At 63.3% G+C, this 22,043-nt stretch carries 23 protein-coding genes; 6 read left to right on the top strand and 17 right to left on the bottom strand.

Annotated elements, in window-relative coordinates:
* Positions 1–90 precede the first annotated feature (90 nt).
* Positions 91–831, bottom strand: coding sequence for an RlmE family RNA methyltransferase (locus ACTIGF_RS09865; protein WP_439636730.1), 741 nt, complete (start codon positions 829–831; stop codon positions 91–93).
* Positions 818–1,981, bottom strand: coding sequence for a Ppx/GppA phosphatase family protein (locus tag ACTIGF_RS09860; protein ID WP_439636729.1), 1,164 nt, complete (start codon positions 1,979–1,981; stop codon positions 818–820). The genes ACTIGF_RS09865 and ACTIGF_RS09860 overlap by 14 nt, the downstream gene beginning before the upstream one ends.
* Before the next feature lie 215 nt (positions 1,982–2,196).
* Between ACTIGF_RS09860 and hspQ the strand changes: the two genes are divergently transcribed.
* The 3 genes from hspQ (at position 2,197) to ACTIGF_RS09845 (ending at position 6,007) form a co-directional block, all read left to right on the top strand.
* Positions 2,197–2,523 carry a heat shock protein HspQ gene (hspQ, locus tag ACTIGF_RS09855; protein ID WP_439636728.1) on the top strand — a complete coding sequence of 109 codons (327 nt, stop codon included), beginning with the start codon at positions 2,197–2,199 and terminating at the stop codon, positions 2,521–2,523.
* A gap of 80 nt (positions 2,524–2,603) precedes the next feature.
* Positions 2,604–4,766, top strand: coding sequence for a TonB-dependent siderophore receptor (locus ACTIGF_RS09850; protein ID WP_439636727.1), 2,163 nt, complete (start codon positions 2,604–2,606; stop codon positions 4,764–4,766).
* Positions 4,766–6,007: a PepSY-associated TM helix domain-containing protein gene (locus ACTIGF_RS09845; protein ID WP_439637290.1), complete on the top strand. Its 1,242-nt coding sequence runs from the start codon at positions 4,766–4,768 to the stop codon at positions 6,005–6,007. Before ACTIGF_RS09850 ends, ACTIGF_RS09845 begins: the two co-directional genes overlap by 1 nt.
* Here the strand turns inward: ACTIGF_RS09845 and ACTIGF_RS09840 are convergent.
* From ACTIGF_RS09840 to ACTIGF_RS09805, 8 genes are all read right to left on the bottom strand, one after another.
* On the bottom strand, positions 6,004–7,017 hold the full coding sequence (locus ACTIGF_RS09840) for a fumarylacetoacetate hydrolase family protein (protein ID WP_439636726.1): 1,014 nt from the start codon (positions 7,015–7,017) through the stop codon (positions 6,004–6,006). The two genes, ACTIGF_RS09845 and ACTIGF_RS09840, sit on opposite strands and share 4 nt — an antisense overlap.
* 38 nt (positions 7,018–7,055) lie before the next feature.
* Complete coding sequence (locus tag ACTIGF_RS09835) at positions 7,056–8,066, bottom strand: hypothetical protein (RefSeq protein WP_439636725.1); 1,011 nt, start codon at positions 8,064–8,066, stop codon at positions 7,056–7,058.
* 5 nt (positions 8,067–8,071) lie between these two features.
* Positions 8,072–9,211: a homogentisate 1,2-dioxygenase gene (locus ACTIGF_RS09830; protein WP_439636724.1), complete on the bottom strand. Its 1,140-nt coding sequence runs from the start codon at positions 9,209–9,211 to the stop codon at positions 8,072–8,074.
* 55 nt (positions 9,212–9,266) lie between these two features.
* Positions 9,267–9,671: a hypothetical protein gene (locus ACTIGF_RS09825; RefSeq protein ID WP_439636723.1), complete on the bottom strand. Its 405-nt coding sequence runs from the start codon at positions 9,669–9,671 to the stop codon at positions 9,267–9,269.
* Positions 9,672–9,676: 5 nt separating this feature from the next.
* Positions 9,677–10,732: an isoaspartyl peptidase/L-asparaginase family protein gene (locus ACTIGF_RS09820; RefSeq protein WP_439636722.1), complete on the bottom strand. Its 1,056-nt coding sequence runs from the start codon at positions 10,730–10,732 to the stop codon at positions 9,677–9,679.
* 148 nt (positions 10,733–10,880) lie between these two features.
* Positions 10,881–11,465 carry a cysteine hydrolase family protein gene (locus tag ACTIGF_RS09815; RefSeq protein WP_439636721.1) on the bottom strand — a complete coding sequence of 195 codons (585 nt, stop codon included), beginning with the start codon at positions 11,463–11,465 and terminating at the stop codon, positions 10,881–10,883.
* Positions 11,462–12,055, bottom strand: a complete 594-nt coding sequence (locus tag ACTIGF_RS09810; protein ID WP_439636720.1) for a GNAT family N-acetyltransferase — start codon at positions 12,053–12,055, stop codon at positions 11,462–11,464. Before ACTIGF_RS09810 ends, ACTIGF_RS09815 begins: the two co-directional genes overlap by 4 nt.
* A 75-nt stretch (positions 12,056–12,130) precedes the next feature.
* The gene (locus ACTIGF_RS09805; RefSeq protein WP_439636719.1) at positions 12,131–12,715 is read right to left on the bottom strand and encodes a hypothetical protein; all 585 of its coding nucleotides are present in this window, start codon (positions 12,713–12,715) and stop codon (positions 12,131–12,133) included.
* Positions 12,716–12,816: 101 nt separating this feature from the next.
* On the opposite strand from ACTIGF_RS09805, the gene ACTIGF_RS09800 reads away from it, so the two are divergent.
* The gene (locus tag ACTIGF_RS09800; protein ID WP_439636718.1) at positions 12,817–13,806 is read left to right on the top strand and encodes a LysR family transcriptional regulator; all 990 of its coding nucleotides are present in this window, start codon (positions 12,817–12,819) and stop codon (positions 13,804–13,806) included.
* Here ACTIGF_RS09800 and ACTIGF_RS09795 read toward each other — a convergent pair.
* Complete coding sequence (locus ACTIGF_RS09795; protein WP_439636717.1) at positions 13,803–15,188, bottom strand: serine hydrolase domain-containing protein; 1,386 nt, start codon at positions 15,186–15,188, stop codon at positions 13,803–13,805. The two genes, ACTIGF_RS09800 and ACTIGF_RS09795, sit on opposite strands and share 4 nt — an antisense overlap.
* Before the next feature lie 129 nt (positions 15,189–15,317).
* Positions 15,318–16,292, bottom strand: coding sequence for an NADPH:quinone oxidoreductase family protein (locus ACTIGF_RS09790; protein WP_439636716.1), 975 nt, complete (start codon positions 16,290–16,292; stop codon positions 15,318–15,320).
* Between the two features lie 179 nt (positions 16,293–16,471).
* Between ACTIGF_RS09790 and ACTIGF_RS09785 the strand changes: the two genes are divergently transcribed.
* Complete coding sequence (locus ACTIGF_RS09785; protein ID WP_439636715.1) at positions 16,472–17,776, top strand: pyridoxal phosphate-dependent aminotransferase; 1,305 nt, start codon at positions 16,472–16,474, stop codon at positions 17,774–17,776.
* Positions 17,777–17,796: 20 nt separating this feature from the next.
* Entirely contained in the window at positions 17,797–18,111 is a 315-nt protein-coding gene (locus ACTIGF_RS09780; protein ID WP_439636714.1) for a hypothetical protein, read from the top strand.
* Positions 18,112–18,165: 54 nt separating this feature from the next.
* On the opposite strand, the gene msrA is transcribed toward ACTIGF_RS09780, so the two are convergent.
* From msrA to ACTIGF_RS09755, 5 genes are all read right to left on the bottom strand, one after another.
* Positions 18,166–18,696: a peptide-methionine (S)-S-oxide reductase MsrA gene (msrA, locus tag ACTIGF_RS09775; RefSeq protein WP_439636713.1), complete on the bottom strand. Its 531-nt coding sequence runs from the start codon at positions 18,694–18,696 to the stop codon at positions 18,166–18,168.
* A 2-nt stretch (positions 18,697–18,698) separates the two neighbouring features.
* The gene (msrB, locus tag ACTIGF_RS09770; RefSeq protein WP_439636712.1) at positions 18,699–19,166 is read right to left on the bottom strand and encodes a peptide-methionine (R)-S-oxide reductase MsrB; all 468 of its coding nucleotides are present in this window, start codon (positions 19,164–19,166) and stop codon (positions 18,699–18,701) included.
* Between the two features lie 112 nt (positions 19,167–19,278).
* Positions 19,279–19,719 (bottom strand): phosphoribosyltransferase, encoded by a 441-nt coding sequence (locus ACTIGF_RS09765; RefSeq protein ID WP_439636711.1) that lies wholly within the window; start codon positions 19,717–19,719, stop codon positions 19,279–19,281.
* A gap of 13 nt (positions 19,720–19,732) precedes the next feature.
* Complete coding sequence (locus tag ACTIGF_RS09760; RefSeq protein WP_439636710.1) at positions 19,733–21,253, bottom strand: serine hydrolase; 1,521 nt, start codon at positions 21,251–21,253, stop codon at positions 19,733–19,735.
* A gap of 47 nt (positions 21,254–21,300) precedes the next feature.
* Positions 21,301–22,023: a helix-turn-helix domain-containing protein gene (locus ACTIGF_RS09755; protein ID WP_439636709.1), complete on the bottom strand. Its 723-nt coding sequence runs from the start codon at positions 22,021–22,023 to the stop codon at positions 21,301–21,303.
* Positions 22,024–22,043: the final 20 nt, after the last annotated feature.

Genomic DNA, 22,043 nt, shown 5'->3' with positions numbered 1-22,043 from the left:
CTTGCTCATGCCGCTCTGAATGGGAGTATCCACAATTGAATGGAAACGCCAAGTTAAAAGTGAACAGCGTTTACCGCCAGAGCGCGCCACTCACGCCTCAGGTCGGAACCCGGTCGCGATCAGGAAGGTTTCCGCACTCTCCGACCGGCTGGCGGGCGGTTTGTAATGGCGTACTTTTTCAAAGCGAGCCTTCAAAAGGTCCAGCAATTCGCCTGTGGCGCCGCCCTGGAACACCTTTGCGACGAATCCGCCGCCCGGCTTGAGCACGTCCAGCGCAAAATACGCCGCCGCCTCCACCAGCGCCACAATACGCAAGTGGTCTGTGGATTTGTGTCCTGTCGTCCAGGGCGCCAGATCCGAGATCACAAGGTCAGCTGGCCCGCCCAAGGCTTCCTTGAGGGTGTCTTCGGCGCCCTCTTCGGTGAAATCGAGCTCCAGCTGGATTGCGCCCGCGATCGGTTCGACCTCCAGAAGGTCGATGCCCGCCACATGCGCCGCACCGCGCTTGAGCGCAACCTGGGTCCAGCCGCCTGGCGCCGAGCCGAGATCGGCCACCCGCATGCCCGGCTTGATCAGACCGAACTTGTCATCGAGCTCGATCAGCTTGTAGGCCGCACGGGAGCGATAGCCATCTTGCTTGGCGCGCGCCACATAGGGATCGTTGAGCTGGCGTTCGAGCCAGAGCTTGGACGAATATTTCCGGCCGCGCGCGGTTTTCACCCGCGTGCGGAACTGCTTGGCCGAGCGCGCATCTCCCCCCGCCGTGACGGGACCGGACCGGCGGCGACGGCGTTCAGGTTCGCCTTCGCCGTTATCGTCATCCTTGCTCATGGCCGTCTCTCTTTTCTGTTTCGGACGCCTGGCTCCGGGTTTCGCTGGAGTCTGCGCGCTTGCCGGCGCCGCGCCGTCCCCGCCTGCGCTTGGGACGCATCAGGTTGAGCAGCATGCCCTCACGCAGGCCGCGATCACCGACCCGGACCTTCTCAGTCGGCCAGGCTTCCATCACGGCTTCGTATATGGCGCAACCCGCCAGCACCAGATCTGCGCGATCATGACCGATGCAGCCTTCACGCGCCCGCCCGCTGCGATCCTGGCTCGCCAGACGCTGGCAGGCGAGGTGCGCGTCTTCAGACGTCATCCACATCCCGTCCACCTTGTCACGCATATAGCGCGTCAGGTTCAGATGAACGCCCGCGACCGAGGTCACCGTCCCGGACGTGCCCACCATGTGCGCACGCCCGTCATCAAATATGGGCCGCAATCGACGTGCGCCCTTGGGCGCCTTGAGGTGTTTAACCGCGAACGCCTTCATCTCGGCGTACCAGTCCGCCCGCGCCTCAGCGCCGCCGGACCTGGGCTCAGGGAAGCGTTCGGACAGCGTGACCACGCCCAAAGGCATGGACGACCAGCCGCGAAGCGGCGGACGACCGCCGCTGTCATAGCCGCCGCGATTGCGCCATTCCTCAAGGTCGACCCAGCACAGCTCAGTGGAGCCGCCTCCGATGTCGACCACCACGGCGGCGTCCATGGCTTCATCCAGCAGGTCCAGACTGCCTTGCACCGCCAGGCGCGCCTCTTCTTCCGGGCCGATGATCTCCATCTCCAGGCCGGTTTGCGCCTTGACCCGCTCGACGAAAATCGCGCCGTTATGGGCGCGGCGACACGCTTCTGTGGCGATGGCGCGCAACTTGGTCACATTGCGCCGCTTGATCCGCTCCGCGCAGACCGCCAACGCCTCCACCGCGCGCTCCATAGCGGCTTCAGACAATTCGCCGGACGCCGTGATGCCCTCGCCCAGACGGACGATGCGCGAATAGGCGTCGACCACGCGGAAACCCTCCCGCGTGCGCCGCGCCAGAAGCATGCGGCAATTGTTCGTGCCCAGATCGATAGCCCCGTAGATCGGGTCCTGGCGGGCGGATTTCCGGCCTCGATTCGGGCGCTGGCGCGCAGGCGCGGGGCCAGCGGCGTCCTTCGCCATGATGTTCGTCCTCATCGCGCCCGCAAAGGCCTGCAGCGCGCCGGTCGAACGGCGCAAGCCGACAAACCGGCCGCGGGCGATACTTCAGTTTGACGTTAAGGATAGCTCGCCTTTCACGCTTGTGAAAGCACGGAACCCGGCTCTTGCAGCGTCAGGCACTGGAATTGCATACCATGGCAGCTACATATGACGGCCCGAATTGAGGAGTGTCCGCCTTGCGTGAGGCCAAGTTCACAATCGGCGACGTGGTGCGCCATCGCCTCTTCCCGTTCCGGGGGGTGATTTTTGACGTGGATCCGGTGTTCGCGAACACCGAGGAATGGTGGCTGTCCATTCCTGAATCCATGCGGCCTGACAAGGATCAGCCCTTCTATCATTTGCTCGCTGAAAACGAGGACGGCCATTACGAGGCCTATGTCTCCGAAGGCAATCTCTTGCACGACGCCGAGAACGGCGCCGTCACCCATCCTGATACGGTGGATATTTTCGACGGTTTTGACGGCCAGCGTTATGCGCTGAAATCAAATCACATGGCGAACTGATCATCGCCAGCCATTGCAGTTGACAGTCATTCTCATTTGCAGCTAATCCAGCCTCCTGTTGATGCATCAAGGGGGCGGACATGGCGTCGTTCAAATCAATTCTGGCTTCGAGCAGCATGCTCGCGGCGCTGTTGGCGGCCGCGCCCGCTTTGGCGCAATCCGATCTGAATTCCGCCGGACAGACTGACACTGCGCCGCCTCAGACCGAAGACCGGATCATCGTCACAGGCCGCGCCCGCGCCTTGTACCGCACGCAAGTCCTGGAAAGCGGGAAGCTGCCCGTCGATCCGTTGCTGTCCACCCAGACCATCCAGGTCATCAATGAGCAACTGATCGAGGATCAAGGCGCACGTGACGCCGCCGACCTCTACCGCAACATCTCAGGCGTCAGCGTTTACAGTTATGCCGGCGTGACAGCTCGCGGCTTCCGGCAGGAAGAGAACTTTTTCGACGGGTTGCGCGGCGATCCCTATGCCGGATTCTCGGTCCCGCAACTCTTCAATGTCCAGCGCATGGAATATCTCAAGGGACCGGCCGGCATGTTGTACGGGCCCGGCGCTCCGGGGGGCCTGTTTAACTACATCACCAAGACGCCCTCCCCCGATCAGGACATCCAGACCCGTCTCGTCCTTGGCACGGAAGGCCGCATCGGCGGCGCGGTGGAAGCGACGGGCGCGCTCACCGATCGCCTCTCGGGCCGCGCCGGGGTGTTCTATGAAGATCGCAACCTGCCTCGCCGCAACGCCGACAGCCGCACGCAGATCTACGATCTGGGGCTGAGCTACGCGCTGGAGAAGGGCGAGATCATCTTGCAAGCCACCCAGTATGATCAGGATCTGGGGGGCAACCGGCTTCGCGGCGTGCCGACCGATGATCTGGGCCATTTCCTGACCGACCGGCGCTGGAACCATAACGAGGCGAGCGATTTCCTCGATCTTCGCTCCAGCGTTCTGCAGGCGCGGTTCAACTACCAGCTGACGCCCTCGCTTCATCTGGACGCAGGCCTGCGCTGGAACGACGCCGAGGAAGTCCAGCAGTATCACGAACCGCGCGGCCTGTTTGATTCAGACGGCGACGGCGTGATCGACTCTTCCATCCGTGAATTCCGCGATCAGGTGCGCAGCGGCGACTCCTGGTCCTTCGGAGCCAACGCCATCTGGGCGCGCCGTTTCGGACAGGTCGGCAACCGGCTTCTGGCAGGCATGGACTGGTATACGCGCGACGCCAACTTTACAGGCTTCAGCCTGCGAGGGCGCACTGTGGCGACCCCCGGCCTGCCGACGCCGTTGAGCCTGTTTGATCCAGACTATGGCCTCACCGATCCTTCCACTTACGCCCTGCCCTCACGCGATCAATACCGCGTCACGCTGACCAAGACCGAGCGCACCGGCGTCTACCTGCTTGATGAGGTCACGCTGGGTGATTTCGTGTTCGTGGGCGGCGCGCGCTTCGACCGCTTCGAGGATGAAGACCCCGGCACAGGCGACAGCTTTAGCGATGAACGCATCACCTGGCGCGCCGGCGGCGTCTATCGGCTGCGTGATGATGTTTCGCTTTTCCTGAACTGGGCGGAAAGCTTTGAGCCCCAGGACATCGGCTCCCAGACGCCGTTGGCCGGCGGCCCGTTCGACCCGACTGAAGGCGAGATCATCGAGGGCGGCGTTAGAACCGAGTTGTTTGACGGACGCCTGCAATCCTCCGCCTCGATCTACCAGATCGTGCGCACCAACGTGTTGCAGCCCGATCCGGCGGGCGACCGCGGCAATGACGGCGTGGATGACTTCATCGCCTTTGGCGAGGTGACGTCTGAAGGCTTCGAGCTTGATGTCACGGCCGATATCACGCCCAACTGGGTGGCCACTGCCTCCTATGCCTATAACGACACCCGCATAACGGCGAACGCAGGCACCTCGACGCTGAACGGCGCCGTGGGCGACCGTTTCTCGAACGCGCCGGAAAACACCTTCGGTTTCTGGACCCGCTATCAGGTTCCGGCCTGGAACACGGCGTTTGCGCTGGGTGGGGATTATGTGGACGTACGCCTGTCGCGCAGCGGCCAGAAGGTCCGCGACTATCTCGTCTTTGACGCCTCGGTGATCTACGAGCTGGACCAGTGGCGCGCCATGCTGCGGGTGGACAACCTGTTTGATGAAACCTACGCCGCCAGCGGCTTCATCGACCGCACCGGGCACTTCCCCGGCGCGCCGCGCAGCGTGTTCATCGAGCTGACCCGCCATTGGTGATGCGTCGGTTCGGCCTGTCCTCTCTGAAACCCAAGACCGCGCCGGGCAAACCGGCGCGGTCAATCTGGTGGCGGCTGCACCATTGGGCGGGGCTGCAGGTCTCGCTTTTTCTCGCCTTTGTCTGCCTGACCGGCACGCTGGCGGTCTTCTCCTATGAGCTCGACTGGATCGCCCGCCCCGCCATGTGGACGGCGCCGGTGGCCGTGGAAGATCAGGCGAGCTGGGGCGAGGTGCTGGATAGCGCTCGGCAGGCTGCGCCGGACGCGGTGGGCATGAACATCTACCGCCCGCTCCATCCGCTGGCGACCTATGACGCCGTGGCGCGCGCTGGCGGTGAGAACACCCATTACTACATCCATCCCGGCACGGCGGAACTGACCGGGACGGGCGACTGGGTCGGCTTTCAGCGTTTCCTGCGCAACACGCACCGCCATTTGATGCTGCCCGTGCAGATCGGCGTCAGCCTGGTCAGCCTCGCGGCCATCTTGCTGGGCGTGACGCTCGTCACCTCCTTCTGGGTCTACAAACGCTGGTGGCGCGGCTTTCTGCGCTGGCCCAAGGGCCGCACAATGCGCGCCCTGATCGGCGACATCCATCGGTTGGCGGGCTTGTGGTCAATCTGGTTCGTCGCGCTGATCTGCCTGACCGGATACTGGTATCTCGCCGAGCAATGGGGGCTGGATGCGCCCGCCGCCAATATGACCCCGGCAAGTCTGGAAGTCGCTGTGGAGGCGGGAAGCCTCCCCTCTCCCGGCCATGCGCTCGACGCCGGTCTCAAACGCCTGCACGAGAGCCAACCGGGCTATCAGGTCGCGCTGGTGCGCTGGACCCGTGCGGAGCCGGACGTGATCGAGGTTCATGGCGAAGCTGGCCGCGCCCTGCTGGTGCGTCCCCGCGCCAACGCGGTGTGGATTGACGCGCAGACGGGCGCGCTTCTGGGCGAGGCGGACCCGCGCACCCTCACCGCCCATCAACGCATCGCCGAGATGGCGGACCCGCTGCATTTCGGCACGTTCGGCGGCTATTGGACGAAGACGCTCTGGTTCCTGTTCGGCGCGATGCTCACCGGCCTCGCTGCGACGGGCGCCGTGATTTACGTGTTGCGCATCGCCAAGACCGAGCGCGAGGAGCCGGGCTGGATCAGCGGGCTTTACCGGCTCTGGAACAAGATGGGCCGCGCGCGATGGCTCGCGGCGGCCCTGATCCTGCTGCCTTTCGGGCTTGCGCCCTTCGTGCTCTAGCCTTCGTAACGCACGACTTTCTGCTCGATAGCGCCGAAGATGGACTTGCCGTCCTTGTCGAGCATCTCGATACGCACGGTGTCGCCCGGCGTCATGAACGGGGTCTTCGCGGCGCCGTCATAGATCGTCTCGATCATGCGGATTTCAGCGATGCAGGAATAGCCCTTGCCGCCTTCGGCGACCGGCTTGCCGGGGCCGTCATCAAGCTTGTTGGAGATGGTGCCTGACCCAATGATCGAGCCTGCTGACAGCGGACGGGTCTTGGCGGCGTGGGCGACCAGCTGAGCAAAGTCGAACGTCATGTCGACGGCGCATTCAGGCTCGCCGAATTTCGAACCGTTCAGCCAGGACTGCAGCGGCAAGTGAACCTTGCGGCCATCCCAGGCCTCGCCCAGCTCGTCCGGCGTCACCGCCACCGGAGAGAACGCGCTCGGCGGCTTGGACTGGAAAAAGCCAAACCCCTTGGCCAGTTCGCCCGGAATGAGGCCGCGGAACGACACGTCATTGACCAGCATGAGCAAGCGGATCTCCTTCGCGGCGTCATCCGCGCTGAGGCCCGCCGGACCGTCGCCGGTGATCACGGCGACTTCGGCTTCAAAATCACAGCCCCAGCTGTCATCGCCCAGCGGAATGTCCTGACGGGGGGCGAGGAACTTGTCAGAGCCGCCCTGATACATCAGCGGATCGGTCCAGAAGCTGTCCGGCAGCTCGGCGCCACGCGCCTTGCGCACCAGTTCGACATGGTTGACGTAGGCCGAGCCGTCCGCCCACTGAAACGCCCGCGGCAACGGCGACAAGGCCTCACGCTCATGGAAGCGCTCGCGGGGGATGGATTCGCGCTCCAGCTCGTCAGACAGGCTGCGTAGCGCCGGCTCGGTCGTCGCCCAGTCATCAAGCGCCGCCTGCAGGGTCGGCGCGATATGGCTGGCGTCTGCGCACCAGGCGAGATCTCTGGAGACCACCACCAGGCGGCCATCGCGTTTTCCATTGTTCAGCGTGGCGAGTTTCATGGCTCTTTCCTCTGCAAATGTCGTTGCCGGACGCGCGGTCAGCCCAGAAGGGCGGGCGCGACGGGGATGTCAGCGGGGGTGTCGGTGTGAAGCCCGTAGCTCCACTCGATGATACGGTCGAGGTCAGGCCCGAGCGAGCGGGCGATCTGGTCGTTTTGGTCAGCCCGGCTGGATGACGCGAAGTCCTGCTCCGGAGCCTTGGCGTTTCGCCGCATTTTAGGACCATTCGCGGCTTGTGAAACCTGATCGTCGGACAAACCCAGCTCCAGAAAATCGGAGACTTGTTTCAGAACCGGTTCGGGGTCGGCGATGAAGGCGTCGCCGTCCAGCCAGGCGACGCGCCCGGCCCCGGCGCCGCGCGACAGGGCGTTCATTTCCGCAATCTGCATGTGCCAGACCAGAGCCGCCACCTGAAGATCAGTCAGGCGCATCCGATCCACCTCGCTGATCGGCAAGGCCCGTCCATCCATGGCGAAGACGGTGTACATGAAGCGGGCGAAGGCGCGCCCGGCCTCCCCCTTCTTGACGATCGACAGGATAAAGGCCCGCAAGGAAGACGTCAGCAGGATCGCCTTGCTCGACGGACTGGCCGCCATCACATCGCCCATCAAATTATTGGCGAGATTGGTGGGCTTGATCACCGCGCGCTCGCCCGGCGCATAGCCGCGACCGATCCAGTTGAGCGCCGCCGGCAAGATGCCGGTCACCGTTTGCCCCTGCCGTTTGAGATTGGCGAGGGTCATCAACATGTCCGGCTCGCGCACGCCCAGCGCCAGACCGTCATGGTCCAGCACGCCCGCCAGGAGGGTCGAGCAACAAAACGCACTGTGCCAGATGAAGGCCGGCGGCGCGCTCTGAGGCGCATGCGTGACGAGATTCTGCACGGTCACAGACGCAAGCTCGTCCTCGGTCCGGCGCCATCTCTGATCCAGAAACGGGGCCTCGCTCAACCGGCTCCGCTCGGCGCGGACGAAAATCGCCTCCGCGCCGGTCGGGTCAAACCGGTCCAGCCGCCAGGCCGGGTCCAGATACACATCAGATGACGCCATGGACGCTATTCCGCTTTCGGCTTCCAGCTGTTCACATAATCAAGATTTTCTACGCGTGATGCGCCCTCGCCCACATCCAGCGGGTCGCGGGTGTCGATCATCACGGCGTATTCGTCGGTCGCAGGCTTTTTCTGTTCCAGCATGTTCGCCAGCGCCTTGGGGTGCGGACCATGGGTGAAGCCCGCCGGGTGGAAGGTCATCATGCCCGCATCGATATTGTCGCGGCTGAAGAAGTCGCCGGCATGATAGAACAGCACTTCGTCGTAATCGTCATTATTGTGAAAGAACGGCACTTTCAGCGCGCCCGGATCGGTCTCGAACGGACGCGGGGCGAAGGTGCAGATCACAAAGCGGTCGGACAGGAAGGTCGTGTGGGCGCTCGGCGGCAGATGATAGCGATGGCTCATCAGCGGCCGGATATGGCGCACATTCAGGCGCACCGGGTGCAGCTCGCCATGCCAGCCCACCGCATCGAGCGGATTATAGGGATAGGTGATGGTGGAGACCTGGCCGCGTTTCTTGATCAGCACCTTCCACTCATGATCCTCCTCCGCCTGCTGGGCCTTGAAGGCGTCATCCATGGCGGGCACGTCAAACATGGCCGGGTCGAACACGGCGTGCGGACCCACCAGCCCCTTGTCCGGCAAGGTGTAATGGGTGTTGGTCGCTTCCACCATCAGCACCAGCGTCGGCTCTGACGGCGACATGCGCCACAGCGTGCCGCGCGGCAGGACGATGTAGTCGCCCGCTTCATATTCCAGATGGCCAAAGTCGCAGAACAGCGAGCCTGCGCCGCGATGGATGAACAGCAGCTGATCGCCATCGGCGTTGCGCGCCAGTGTGGTCATCGGCTCGGCGAGCGACCAGAAGCGGATATCGGTGGCGGCGTTGAACAGAACGGAGGCGGACTCCCACGGCGTGTTCTGCGGCGTGCCAAGCTTATTGAGATCAAAGGCGCGCGGTTGCAGCGGACCTTCAAAATCCACCCAGCCCGTGGGCGGGCGCTTGTGATGCAGGAACGCGGCGGGGCCGAAAAACCCCTCCTTGCTCATCTCCCGCTCATAGGTGCCCTCGGGCATGTCGGCATGAGCCTGGCGCGAGGCGTTGCCTTCAACGCGCGATGCGTAAATCCACTTGCGAGCCATGAGGCGCTCCCTGACTGGCGAAACCGTATATCGGACAAGTTAGTTACATTTGAAACTAATTGGAAGCCGGGCGGCGGACCTGAATCCATGCAAACAGTGCAAACGCGATCTGACCAATCAGTCCAAGCGCGCCTGCAGGCGTCAGCCAATGCTGCAGTTGATCTGAAATCGTACGGTCAAAGGCCAAAGCCCCAAAGCTCAGCTCTGCCAGCATCAGGCAGGTGAAGGCGACGCCGCTCATAAGCAGCGCCGCCGCCTGACTGTTCGGAACGCGCAGCCGACGCGTAAGCCACCCTGCGATCAACCAACACGCCATCAACATGACGGGAAGCTCGATCAGCACAGCCTTGAACTCCCCAAGAGCTGGCGCGACCAGAAGAACCCGCACGCTTCCCAAACCAAAGCCGAAAACGAAAACAATCGCGAAATAGGCGAGACCGGCAAGCGCGGCCCGCTTCATCGCGCTTAGTCCTCATCGCCATAAATGGACACGACAGGCTCGTCGCCCGGCGTCCAGCTGGCGCGATACATCCCCGCCGTGTTGAAGCTCCAGATCGGCTCACCATGGCCCAGCATGACGACGCCGCCATCGCCGCCCATGTTGGTGAGCGCATCCTGGATCACGGCGTCAGCGGCTTGCTGGCCGCCCTCCTCGCCCAAAACCTCCAGCTGCGTGCAGATGCGCGCGGCGACATTGAGCCGGATGAAGTATTCGCCGGTTCCGGTGGCCGAGACGCCGCAATCTGGCGTGGCGTAGGTGCCGGCGCCGATGATCGGGCTGTCGCCCACCCGGCCCCAGCGCTTGGCTGTGGTGCCGCCCGTCGACGTTCCGGCGACGACTTCACCTGACACATCGCGCGCGACCACGCCGACAGTGCCGAAGGCGTGCTCGCGCTCCATCAGATCCAAAGCACCCTCACGAATGGGTTCAGCCTCTGGCGCGCCTTCAGGACGCGGCGGCACGGGCAGGCCCATGCGGCGCACCGCGCGCACCATCGACGCCCAGCGCCGCTCGGTGAAGAAATACGAATTGTCCACCAGCTCGAGCCCCTGATCGGCGGCGAACGCTTCCGCGCCCGGGCTCTGCAGCATCACATGGGGACTGTTTTCCAGCACCGCCCGCGCCAGGCTGATCGGGTGACGCACTGTGGTCACGCCCGACACGGCGCCGGCCTGCATGTCCGATCCGCGCATGATGGATGCGTCCAGCTCGTTTCGGCCTTCTGCGGTGAACACCGCGCCGACGCCGGAATTGAATTTGGGGTCGTCCTCAAGCGTGTGGATGACCGCTTCGACCGCATCCATGGCCGACGCCCCGTCCGCCAGCATGTCGCCGCCCAGCCGGATCGCGGCGTCCAGGGCGTCGCGATAGGCGGCCTCGGTCTCAGCGTCCATGTCGCCGCGCTCGATCACCCCGGCGCCCCCATGCAGGACGATCGACCAGTCTTGCTCTTGCGCCTGAGCCAGCGCGGCTCCATTCGCCAGAGCCATCGCACACACGCCTAGAACCAAACGCCGCATTTCACTCTCCCCGAAGAAATCTTTCGATGAGAGGACCAGCTTGCGCGCGCCTTGGCAAGGACGCAGTCACGCAGGAAAGCGCAGGGCGAAAAAACGAAAGGCGAGGCCCCCGACCTCGCCTTTCTCCGCACGTCTGAACTGCTGCAGTCTAGCTCAGTCGTGGCTGGGACAGCATGCCCACGCGCCCGAGCGCATACTGGGCTTTTTCACCAAACATTCCCGTCCGGGAGGCGAGGCGGTTGAGTTTTTGCGCGGTGTCCTTGCACAGAGCGCGAGCATGCTCAGCCGACCATTCGCCCACATCTGCGGATCCCACCGCTTCCTCAACAAGATTCAACGGGTGCATCCGCTCTTCAGCGTCATAAAGGGTCGCTGTCAGGGATGTCGGCGCGGAAAAGCCCATCAGATAGGCTGGCGCGCCCATGGCGCCTTCCAGAATGCCGGACAGATCCGGGTGCGCATAAGCGGAGACGCCGGCGCGCCGGAGCAAAATCTCGCCCGGACGCGGCTCACAGCCCGGCGCAGGTTGATGAAGACCGTTATCGGCCATGATCGGGCCGCCGGGATGAAGCTGGACATGCACGATAGACCAGTTCGCCGCGCGGGCCTCGGACAGGATAGAGGCGCTGACCTGAGCAACTCGTTCACCTTCAGGATCCGTCCAGGGACGACCTTTGGCGACGAACTCCATCTGCAGGTCCAGGCATACCAATACAGGAACTCCCAGGCTCATTTTGCTGTCTCCGTCTGTTTTTTGGCCGGCGCGGCTTTGGCTCCGCGTCCAGGCTCCCTCCCCTGTAACGGTGAAGCGCCACGCTTCACCGACTTGTCCAAGGGGCCGGGTTTGTCCCAATCCCCTTCGGGCCGATCCAGGATCAGCGGATCGGTATCAATGTGAAGCGCTTTGGGATGAGGGTCCGGACGCCCCTCCATTTCCGCATACGCCCTATCTGAAAATACGAAGACCCCGCGATGCTCGCGGTGAATAAAGCCGTAACGCTTCCAGTACGGGATCAGATGTTCCTGCACATGGCCCACGAATTTGCGGTAGCCCTTGCGGCGGATCAGATCGATCGCATCCTTCATCATCTGGCGCGCAACCCGGCCTGACCGATGCCCGTTGCGCACGCAGACCCGCTCAATCTTGGCGAAGTCGGCGAACCAGCGCACCCGCAGGCAGCCCAGCGGCTCGCCACCGGCTTCAGCCAGCAAATGTGTCGCGCCCGCAAGGTCGTTGCCGTCAAATTCTTCGTCGTAGGGGCAGTCCTGTTCGGACATGTAAACCAGCGCACGAACCACCGAGATCCGCTGCATATCGTCCATGGTTCGCGCCACGCGCACGATCACAGGCGGTTCAAATTCCTCAACATGCGTTCCGTCCATAGCCCCCTCCAAACCCTAAGTCTTGTTGGTGTCCGCAGCCTGGGGCACCCACCCCAGCCAGGCTGCGCCCGCCGATGGCGCATCAAGCGCGGCGGTCATCATGCGGCCCTCCCGGCTCATCGGCCGGGCGAACAGGGCGACATGCGGAAACGCCTTGCGGCGTGCTTCTGTGACAGCGCGCACCACGGCGCGTTTATCGGCTTCGCTGACACCCGCCAGGCACCAGACGTAAATCGCAGATGCGCGCTCATCAGGCGCAGTCAGCTGATCAAGGTCGGGCTGATCCGGCGACAAGCGCCCGTACATCAGCGCTTCGAACCCGACTGGATTGAGAAACAACAGGGCGATGAAGCCGCTGGCCTCGCCCGCTTCATTACGACGGATGAAAAAACAACGCCCGGTCTTGGCCTGGCAGGCCAGCACGATGTCTTTGGACGCCAGTGCGCCGCCCAGCGCGGTCTCTGCAACTGTGGAGGCGTCTGCGACGTCGAGAGGCTCTTCAGAAGATGTAAAGCCATGGCGCGCAAATATACGGAACAGTTCAGCGGTCGCTGGCGCATCTGGCCCTGCAAGCCGGTGTTGCTTATCCTGATCGCGCATGTAGCCCCTCATCCAATGAGACGGATGGTACCGGTTCTGATCCCTCATCCCCTCCAGCGAAGTCGACATGCCCCCTATTCATCCGCAAAGCGGACCCGCTCATGACCACTAAGCCGCAATTGTTTGACTGGGACGATCTGCGTATTTTTCATGCGCTGGTGTCCTCTGGATCCATGAGCAGCGCCGGGCGCAAGCTCGGTATCGGACAGCCAACCGTGAGTCGGCGTCTGGAGCAGCTTGAAACCCGCATCGGCGCGCGTCTGGTGACCCGCGGCGCCGATGGTGTGGAGCTGACCGATATCGGCGAGCGCATCTGGGCGCAGGTCCAGATCATGCAGAACACCGCCGGCGACATTGAACGCATCGCCCACCAGGCGGACCGCGCCGACGCCGGCACAGTGCATCTGGCGGCGCCTGAAGGCGTGGCCGGATACTGGATCGCGCGTCAGCTGCCGAGCTTTGTGGAAGCCAATCCGCTGATCAATCTGGAGATCAACACCCGCGTGGATGGCGAGCTGGCGCTCGATCAGAGCGATATCAGCCTGCAAATGACGGAATCCAAACGGATGAGCCATGTGGCGACCGAATTGGCGACGCTGCATTACGTGCCCTTCGCCGCGCGCGCCTATCTCGACACCTATGGCGCGCCCAAAAGCGTCGCGGACGTGCTCAATCACCGCATCGCGGATCTTGTGAGCTATCGCGAGCAGCAAACCCATTGGCCCAAGGAAGCCAGCGCCATCAAACAGATGATGAACCCGTCCCTGACGACGGATAATTCACTAGCGCTGGTTGAGGCGGTGCGCGCGGGTACGGCCATCTCGATGATCCCCACCTACGCCGCCAAGGTCCAGCCTGATCTGGTGCATGTGGATCTGGGGCTGGAAGTGCCGATCACCCTGTGGATGGTCTATCACCCCGATCAGCGCCGGGTGACGCGCGTGCGCAAGGTTCTGGACTGGCTGCGCGAGATTTTCGACGGCAGCCTCTATCCCTGGTTCCGCAAGGATTACCTGCCCCCCAGCACCTTCTCGGACGTGGATGTGGTGCATGTGCGCGGTGAACGCCCCAGGCCCCGCGCACTGGATTAGGCGCGTGGTCCGGTATGAGCGATGACGAGGCGGAGCGCCGCCCAGATCGCACTCGTGATGACGCAGGCATGAAGCAACAGAACGAAATCAGGCTGGTAAAGCGCCAGGCCGCCCAGCGTCGTCCCGAACAGGCGCGGCAACAGGCCCAGCAGAACGACCGCCAGCACGCCGGACATCACCAGCGGAAACCATAGGCTGAACGCCCCTGCGAGCCCTGACTTGGCGCGCAGGCCGTCCCGCAAGACCCAAGCCGAGACGCTGGCCGCGAGATAGGCCAGCGGCGTCAACAGCACGAACAGGTAGAGCGATCTGGGACCCCAGCCGACGCCGGCCTCATAGGGTTCGCCCAACGCCAGATTGGTGACGCCGAAAAGAAGCGGCTGCACCTCGCCAAACCCCATACCGCCCGAGGCGTTGATCAGCACGACAACGCCGCGCTGCTGCGCAGGCTCAAGCAAGGCGATCGCCTCAAACCCTGGCGTCAGCCCGGTGTGAAGCGCGTAGCCGCCCTCAGGATCGAGCGCCCAGCCCAGACCGTAATAGGGCGAGCTTTCACTCGCCGGACGCACCATCTCAGCCTTGCTGGCCGCTGAGACCAGATCGTCTTCGCCGTTGAGCATCAGGCTCAGATAAAGGGCCATGTCAGCAGCGCTTGAAACGATGCCGCCCGACGGCGCATGAACCCCATCTCCCCAATGGGTGTCATAGGGGCGGCGTCCGAACAACCAGGGCTGATGACCGGTCGCGAGGCCTTCAACCGGCTCTCCGTTGAGCACGTGGCTGTCATGCATGCCCGCTGGCCTCAGAATGTTGGTTTCAACATAATCGGGATAAGTCTGGCCGCTCACAGCTTCGATGACGGCGCCAAGGATTTGATAGTTCGCGTTGGAATAGGCCCAGCCCGTTCCGGGCGTCCGGGCGGGGCCGTCCTGCGCCAGCTGGACGCCGCGCTCAGACAGCGTCAGCCCGGAGGCCGCAGCATTCCCCTGAACTGTCGAATACCCGCTCATATGGCCCAGCAACTGGCGCAGCGTGATCGGCGCCTGCGCTTCAAACACAGGCAGATGGTTCGCCACCTCATCGTCGAATGTCAGGTGGCCCGCCTCGGCCAATTGCACGATGGCGAGCGCGGTGAAGCCCTTTGTAACCGAGCCGATGCGAAACAGGGTGTGCGGCGTGACCGGCGCGTTCTCGCCCGAGCGCATGACGCCCGAAGCGTCAGAGACGATGCCTTCCCCGTCCACAAAGGCGTAAGCCAGGCCCGGTGCGCCCGAGCTCGCCATGTGACGCGCAATGAAGGCGTCCAGATCGTCTGAAGTCTGCGCAAGGGCGCTCGTCGCCAGGGCAAGCAACGTCAGAACCGCTATCAGAATATGCCGCATGAAGTCCCCCTGTCCGAGGTCATCGTGCACCGGGCGTCTGAAATGACCAAGCCGCCTTGTCCGCTCATGAAAAAGCTCCCGGGCGAAGTCTCGCCCGGGAGCTTTGGATAGCATCAACGCTAGATCAGGTTACGGCGTCAGGACGACCTTGCCCTTCACGCGGCGCTCCAGAAGATCTTCGAACGCCTTGGCGTAGTCTTCGAGTTTGTAACTCGCGGAGACTTGCGGCTTGATCTTGCCGGCCTCGTAGAAATCAAAGATTTCCTTGAGGTTTTGCGCATTGGCGCGCGGGTTCTGGCCCGCCCAGGCGCCCCAGAACACGCCCTGGATGTTGCGGCTGTTGAGAAGGGCGAGATTGAGCGGAATTTTCGGGATCGGGCCGGACGCAAAACCGATCACCAGATAGCGACCGTTCCACCCCGTCGCCCGCAGCGCAGGCTCGGCGAAATCACCGCCGACCGGGTCATAGACAACATCCACGCCCTTGCCGCCGCTCAATTCCTTGGCGCGAACTTTCAGGTCTTCGGTGGTGTAATTGATCGTCTCGTCAGCGCCATTGTCGCGGCAGAACTGCAGCTTCTCTTCAGAACTCGCAGCCGCGATCACCTTTGCGCCCATGGCCTTGGCGAGTTGGACCGTGGCGATGCCGACGCCGCCGGCGGCGCCCAGCACCAGAACCGTCTCACCCTCTTTCAGCTGCGCCCGGTCTTTCAGCGCGTGATAGCTGGTGCCGTAAATCGTGGTCAGCGCCGCGCCTTCTTCATAGCTCATGCTGTCAGGCATCGGCACGACCTGACTGAAATGCACCGGCACCTTTTCCGCGAACGCGCCCAGCATGGTCGCCGCGATCACCCTGTCGCCTTCCTTGACGCCCTGAACCTTGTCGCCCAGCGCGGAGATGACGCCCGCCGCCTCCATGCCCGGCACGAAAGGGGTCGGCGGCTTCATCTGGTAATTGCCCTCGACCAGCAAGATGTCGGGGAAGTTCACGCCCGCCGCCTTGACGTCGAGCATCACCATGCCTTCACCCAGAGGCGGTTCGGGCGCCTCCTCCACGGTGAGATTTTTGTAAGGTGCGAAATCCTTGCAGATCAATGCGCGCATGAACGGCTCCTCCCTGACTCGTCTGTCTGTTTGAGGGCACGATAGAGCAGCAAACGCGTGGCGCAAGCAACTCCTTAACCGCTAAAGCGCCTGCGCTTCCCGAATCTCTACGTATGGCGCAGGGTGATGACTAACGACAGGCTGCATCCTTATTCAGACCCGAGCAGAAAGGCCGCTTCATGAGCCCCAAAGACATTCAGGCGCCCCAGACTTTCGCTCCGTCCGTGCAGCTCAATCTCAACATACGCGGGCTGGGCCTGTCCGCGACACTGGCGATCAACGAACGCTCCGCCGCCTTGATGAAGCAGGGCCGCAAGGTGTCAAAGCTGGGTCTGGGCCAATCCCCCTTCCCCGTGCCGGACATCATGCAGAAGGCGCTGCGCGACAACGCCTTCCAGAAGGATTATCTGCCGGTTCAGGGGCTCTACAGCCTGCGCGAAAGCATTTGCCGGTATCTTGAACGCACCCAGGGGCTCGATTTTGATCCCGAAGACATTCTGGTGGGGCCTGGCTCCAAAGAGCTGATGTTCTTGCTGCAGCTGGTCTATTATGGCGACCTTCTCATCCCCACACCGTCCTGGGTCAGCTATGCGCCTCAGGCCCAGATCATCGGCCGCCCGATCCGCTGGCTGCCGACCGCGCCTGACACCGGCCTCGGCGTCACGCCGGAGGTGCTGCACCGGGCGTGCGAAGCCGATCCTGATCGTCCACGGCTTTTGATTCTGAACTCGCCGGGCAATCCGACCGGCACGGCCTATACCCCTGACCAGATGCTCGGCATCGCGGAAGCCGCGCGCGAGCATCGCCTGCTGCTCTTGTCAGACGAGATCTATGGCGGCGTGCAGTTTGACGGCAAGCACCACTCCGCCGCGCGTTATTATCGCGGCGGCACCATCATTTCCGACGGCATTTCGAAATGGGCGGGCGCGGGCGGCTGGCGCCTGGGCTTTTTCGCCTTCCCCAAATCCCTCAGCTGGCTCAAGGACGCCATGGCGACCGCGGCGAGCGAGACCTACACCTCGGTCTCCGCCCCCATCCAGCACGCCGCCAAGCTCGCCTTTGAAGGCGGACCGGAGATGGAGCTCTATCTCACTCGCTCCCGGCAGGTGCTGTCCGCTCTAGCGGAATTCGTCACCGCAGAGCTGACCGGCGCCGGCGCGCAGGTCAATCCGATCCGCGGCGGATTTTACGGCTTCCCCAATTTTGATCCGCTGCGCAGCGCCCTGAACGCGCGTGGGATCACAACCAGCTCCCAGCTCTGCGAAGCGCTGCTGGAAGACACCGGCGTGGCCACCCTGCCCGGCTCGGCGTTCGGACGCCCCGAGAGCGAGCTGTCGCTGCGGCTGGCGTTTGTGGATTTTGACGGAGAATTGGCGCTGCGGGCCTTGTCAGAAGGCGAAACGCTCGACGAAGCCTTTCTGAACCGGCATTGTTGGCGGGTGATCGAGGGGATCAAGGCCATGGCGCACTGGGCGCGCGGCTGACCCTCACGCGCGGGACCGTCATGGACATTGACTGGAATGCGGTGATGGCCGCCGAGGGGTTCTCCACCTGGATCCGCATCATGATCTGGGTGTGGGTCGCATGCGTGATCTGGCTGTTCGTCGTGCTGTTGCGCGGCGGCTTCACAGACATGACCGAAGTGATCACCTCGCGCTACGCCACGGCGGGCGAACGCTCGCGCATGATGATGCGCCTGCCGACCCGGTTTTTGCTGCTGGGGGTCGCCGCCCTGTTCGGCGGCGCCAGCTTCGCCATCCCACTCTTTATCCAGGGCGCGGTGGTGCTGTTCTTCTGGCGGCAAGCCACAGGCGGATAAACAAAACCCCGCCTCCCAAAGGAGACGGGGTTTGTCAGCATCAGGCGTTTTGGCTTACGCGGCGCCGGCGTTCCGCTTGGGCAAGACCCAGTCGGGGCGCGGGAAATGGCAGGTATAGCCATTGGGATAGCGCTCAAGATAATCCTGGTGGAAGTCTTCCGCCTCCCAGAATTCACCGGCGGGAACCACTTGCGTCACCACCTGTCCGGGCCACAGGCCTGACGCGTTCACGTCGGCAATCGTATCTTCCGCGACCGCCTTTTGCGTGTCGTTCAGATAGAAAATCGCGGATCGGTACTGGTCGCCGATATCATTGCCCTGACGGTCCACGGTGGTGGGATCATGGATCTGGAAGAACAGCTCCAGCATCTCGCGATAGCTGGTCTGGGCCGGATCAAACACGATCTCGATGGATTCTGCGTGGCCGGTCTGGCCGGTCTTCACCGTGTCATAGGTGGGATTGTCTGTCTTGCCGCCGCTGTAACCCACGCGCGTGGAGATCACGCCGGGACGACGCCGGATCAGATCCTGCATGCCCCAGAAGCAGCCGCCCGCCAGCAGGGCGCGTTCGGTGGTCTCAACCATGACTAGGCCTCCTTACGGCCAGCTTTCACGAAATCGATATACTCGCCATAGCCTTCCGCCTCCATCTCTTCGAGCGGAATAAAGCGCAGCGCCGCGGAGTTGATGCAGTACCGCAAGCCTCCCGCCTCTTCCGGGCCGTCCGGAAAGACATGGCCCAGATGACTGTCGGCATGGGTGGAGCGCACTTCCGTGCGGACCATGCCGTGCGTGTCGTCGCGCAACTCATCCAGCGCCTCGGGCGTGATGGGCCGGGTGAAGCTGGGCCAGCCACAGCCCGATTCATACTTGTCAGCCGAAGCGAACAAGGGTTCGCCCGACACGATATCCACGAAAATCCCGTCGCGTTTTTCATCCAGCAGCGCGCCAGTGAACGGGCGCTCCGTTCCGCTCTCTTGAGTGACATAACGCTGTTCAGGGGTCAGCCGCGCCAGCGCGTCCGGCGTGCGGGCCCATTTGGGGTCAGTCGTCATCACGATCTCCTCAGCCTCTCACACGGATATGGGGCGCATTAGAGCGCCCGCCAGCTTGCTCTCTTCAATGTGAGGCGACAGGCTCATCAGACAAGAGGCGCAGAACGCGACGCTACAGAGCGCCGATGGCTTCCCAAGGGAACTCCACCCATTCATCGGCCGGCGTCTGACGCCCGATGACGACGCCTGGCGCGCCGCCGGTCTTGTCCACCAGCGCCGCCACGATGGCGTCGGGATAGCGCGCCCGGACGGCTTCCAGGGTCCGACCGGAATCAATGATGTCGTCGATCACGATGGCCGCGCTCTCTGGCGCCGCGCCATAGGCCTGCATCCGCCCCTGCGCGCCCTCAACGCCGTCCGCATAGGACATCAGGCCCAGAGAGGTCATCTTGCGCAAGCCCAGCCGGTGGGCCACCAGCGCAGCGGGGATCAGCCCGCCCCGCGCCACGCCCACCAGCACCGTGTCGGGATCAATCGGGCCATGCCGCTCGATCAGCTGATCGGCGATGTTGGCGGACAGGGCTTCAATATCGGTCCAGCTGAGCTTGAGCATAAGGCGTCCCTTTTCATTCTGACGAGGCCAACCGGTCCAGCGCTTCTTGAGTATTGGAACACCAATAGCAGTCCTCCTCGCCCAGACCCAAGGTCAAAGCCTGCCGGTAATGTCGGAGAGCCAGGTCATGCCTCCCGGTTTGCTCATAGGCATACGCCAGACTGTCCTGCAGATTACCGTTTCCGGGATACAGCTCGGCATTGAGCTCCAGCAGCGCCAGCCCCCATGCCCCTTGCCCCCGTTCTATCTGGTGCAGCCCCGCGCGGTTCAGCACCCAGGGCGCCGGCGCCGAACCTCCCAGGCGCGACGCCAGATAGTCAGGAAGCTGATTGATTCTCTCCGGGGCGTGCGCCGCCGTGAAGGCCAGCACTAGCCGCACAGGTCCTCCATGCACCGGATCAGGGACATAGCGCGGATCATCCATCATGCGCGCGATCTCATATCCCATGCGGCCGACAGATCCACGCGCGGCGTTGGTCATATGAAGGATCAAAGTGTCTGAGCGCGGGCCGTACTGAACGCTGACGAAGAAGACGCCATTGCTTCCTGCATGGCTCATCCAGGGCTCGCCAGACGGGCGGGCGCCCACGCCCCACCCGTAACTGTAATGCGTGAAGGACGGCGGATAGGGGGCATCAACCTGCATCAATGGCGCCTGCAACAGAGCCAGCGAGTCCGTGTTGAGCACGTCGCCAGCGGTAAGCGCCATCATCCAGCGGCGCATATCGGCGGGCGTTGAATGGAGCCCGCCATTGCCCAGCAAGCGGTATGAGACCGGCTCGTTCCGCCAACGCTCGAGATAAAACAAGCCCCGGTCTGCGCGATTCGGGTCCGCGTAAAAGTCATCATATCCGCGCGCGGCGTTCCGGGCGGACCAGTTCATCAACCGATACCCGGTCTGGGTCAGCCCGGCTGGTTCCAGAACCAACCGGCGCAGAGCGGTTTCATATCCCTCCCCCGTGGCGCGCTCGATCACCATGGCGAGCAAAGAATAGCCGGCGTTCGAGTACTCATAGCCGCTACCCGGCGACCGATTGAGCGGACTGGCCCAGAGCGGCGCCAGGAAATCAGCGTCGGAGAGGTAGGGATCGGAGTCGCGTCCCTCGAAAGCGCCGGTCTCGTCCGACACGCCCGAGCTATGCGTCAACAGCTGGTGGATCGTGATGCCTGCCTTGTCCTCAGGCGTTTCCGGGAAATAGCGCGCCAGCGGGTCATCCAGCGCCACCTCTCCCTGCTCCACCAGACGCAACACCGCCGCAGCCGTGAACGACTTGGTCAAAGACCCAATATCAAACAGGGTATCGTCTTGGAGAGAAACGCCTGATCGCCGGTCCAGGGCGCCGTGATAGCCCTCATAGACCGGCACGCCGCCTTGAAAGACCCACACGACGCCCGGCGTGGCGCCCTCAGCCATTGACGCCTGAACATAGGACCCAATCCGAACCGACAAGGGCGCAGGGGCGTAGGGAACAGACCAAGACGGCGCCGCCCCGAACAGCGCACACGCCGCTCCCAGCCATTTCCATACGGACATGGCGACCTCCTTAGGTTTGATGGTGTCAGAGACGAAACAGGGCTGGGCTATTTCCAGCGAAAGCTGACGAAGAAACAGCCCAGCGCGCCCAACAGGAACATGACCGCCGGCGCCAGGAACCAGCGCAGCGGCGACGGGGTGATCACCCGTTCAGAGTCCACAGGCCTGAAAAAGCGTTGTCCGCCCTCCACGCGCTCCAGATAGCCGTTTGCATGCATGTCCTGACTGACCCGCGCTTGCGGATCGGCTCGCTCCATCATGGCGATTTGCAGCGCTCGAGCGGCGGCCTCTTCGGGTCGGTCTTCGCCGAGATCCGGCCGCAAGCTGCGATCCAGAATGGAGTAGACGTTCATGTCCTCACCCGGCGCGATCACGCCCGGCGACGTGTAATGATAGACGGTGTGTTCGTCGTCCTCAGCCAGGCTGAAAAGCCCCAAAGACGCTCCGCCCAGAAACACGCTGGCCACCCCCGCCGCCAGCCAGCTGCGCGCCAGGCGCGTACTGCGCGTCTGGAGGGTGATGATGGCGGAGCGAACCTGCGCCACTTCGCGCAGATCCTTCAGGCTTTGCGCATCCAGGGTCCGGGCCACGGCTTCGGCGTCAAAGCCATAGGTCGCCGCCAGCCGCTCAAACACGTCCTGAGATGGGAAAGACTTCCCCGTCTCCAGCTTGGACAGATAAGACTGTTCGATCTCGGCCTTGGCCGCGGCTTCGGGCTGGGTCCACCCCTTTTGTTCTCGTTGGGCTCTCAGATACTCGCCGAATGTCATAACCGTCTCCGCTCAATGCG

It is taken from the genome of Oceanicaulis sp. (genome assembly GCF_051859625.1).
Classification (GTDB): Bacteria; Pseudomonadota; Alphaproteobacteria; order Caulobacterales; family Maricaulaceae; genus Oceanicaulis.
This window is presented reverse-complemented; position numbering and strand designations above follow the sequence as displayed.

What these genes read in the sequence shown, in the direction of transcription:
- ACTIGF_RS09755 (WP_439636709.1), bottom strand. Translation starts at nt 22,023, where the DNA reads ATGACATTCGGCGAGTATCTGAGAGCCCAACGAGAACAAAAGGGGTGG.
- ACTIGF_RS09785 (WP_439636715.1), top strand. Translation starts at nt 16,472, where the DNA reads ATGAGCCCCAAAGACATTCAGGCGCCCCAGACTTTCGCTCCGTCCGTG.
- ACTIGF_RS09865 (WP_439636730.1), bottom strand. Translation starts at nt 831, where the DNA reads ATGAGCAAGGATGACGATAACGGCGAAGGCGAACCTGAACGCCGTCGC.
- ACTIGF_RS09790 (WP_439636716.1), bottom strand. Translation starts at nt 16,292, where the DNA reads ATGCGCGCATTGATCTGCAAGGATTTCGCACCTTACAAAAATCTCACC.
- ACTIGF_RS09845 (WP_439637290.1), top strand. Translation starts at nt 4,766, where the DNA reads ATGCGTCGGTTCGGCCTGTCCTCTCTGAAACCCAAGACCGCGCCGGGC.
- ACTIGF_RS09760 (WP_439636710.1), bottom strand. Translation starts at nt 21,253, where the DNA reads ATGTCCGTATGGAAATGGCTGGGAGCGGCGTGTGCGCTGTTCGGGGCG.
- ACTIGF_RS09820 (WP_439636722.1), bottom strand. Translation starts at nt 10,732, where the DNA reads ATGCGGCGTTTGGTTCTAGGCGTGTGTGCGATGGCTCTGGCGAATGGA.
- msrA (WP_439636713.1), bottom strand. Translation starts at nt 18,696, where the DNA reads ATGGTTGAGACCACCGAACGCGCCCTGCTGGCGGGCGGCTGCTTCTGG.
- ACTIGF_RS09810 (WP_439636720.1), bottom strand. Translation starts at nt 12,055, where the DNA reads ATGGACGATATGCAGCGGATCTCGGTGGTTCGTGCGCTGGTTTACATG.
- ACTIGF_RS09800 (WP_439636718.1), top strand. Translation starts at nt 12,817, where the DNA reads ATGACCACTAAGCCGCAATTGTTTGACTGGGACGATCTGCGTATTTTT.
- ACTIGF_RS09825 (WP_439636723.1), bottom strand. Translation starts at nt 9,671, where the DNA reads ATGAAGCGGGCCGCGCTTGCCGGTCTCGCCTATTTCGCGATTGTTTTC.
- ACTIGF_RS09860 (WP_439636729.1), bottom strand. Translation starts at nt 1,981, where the DNA reads ATGGCGAAGGACGCCGCTGGCCCCGCGCCTGCGCGCCAGCGCCCGAAT.
- msrB (WP_439636712.1), bottom strand. Translation starts at nt 19,166, where the DNA reads ATGACGACTGACCCCAAATGGGCCCGCACGCCGGACGCGCTGGCGCGG.
- ACTIGF_RS09815 (WP_439636721.1), bottom strand. Translation starts at nt 11,465, where the DNA reads ATGAGCCTGGGAGTTCCTGTATTGGTATGCCTGGACCTGCAGATGGAG.
- ACTIGF_RS09835 (WP_439636725.1), bottom strand. Translation starts at nt 8,066, where the DNA reads ATGGCGTCATCTGATGTGTATCTGGACCCGGCCTGGCGGCTGGACCGG.
- ACTIGF_RS09805 (WP_439636719.1), bottom strand. Translation starts at nt 12,715, where the DNA reads ATGCGCGATCAGGATAAGCAACACCGGCTTGCAGGGCCAGATGCGCCA.
- ACTIGF_RS09850 (WP_439636727.1), top strand. Translation starts at nt 2,604, where the DNA reads ATGGCGTCGTTCAAATCAATTCTGGCTTCGAGCAGCATGCTCGCGGCG.
- ACTIGF_RS09765 (WP_439636711.1), bottom strand. Translation starts at nt 19,719, where the DNA reads ATGCTCAAGCTCAGCTGGACCGATATTGAAGCCCTGTCCGCCAACATC.
- ACTIGF_RS09780 (WP_439636714.1), top strand. Translation starts at nt 17,797, where the DNA reads ATGGACATTGACTGGAATGCGGTGATGGCCGCCGAGGGGTTCTCCACC.
- ACTIGF_RS09840 (WP_439636726.1), bottom strand. Translation starts at nt 7,017, where the DNA reads ATGAAACTCGCCACGCTGAACAATGGAAAACGCGATGGCCGCCTGGTG.
- ACTIGF_RS09830 (WP_439636724.1), bottom strand. Translation starts at nt 9,211, where the DNA reads ATGGCTCGCAAGTGGATTTACGCATCGCGCGTTGAAGGCAACGCCTCG.
- ACTIGF_RS09795 (WP_439636717.1), bottom strand. Translation starts at nt 15,188, where the DNA reads ATGCGGCATATTCTGATAGCGGTTCTGACGTTGCTTGCCCTGGCGACG.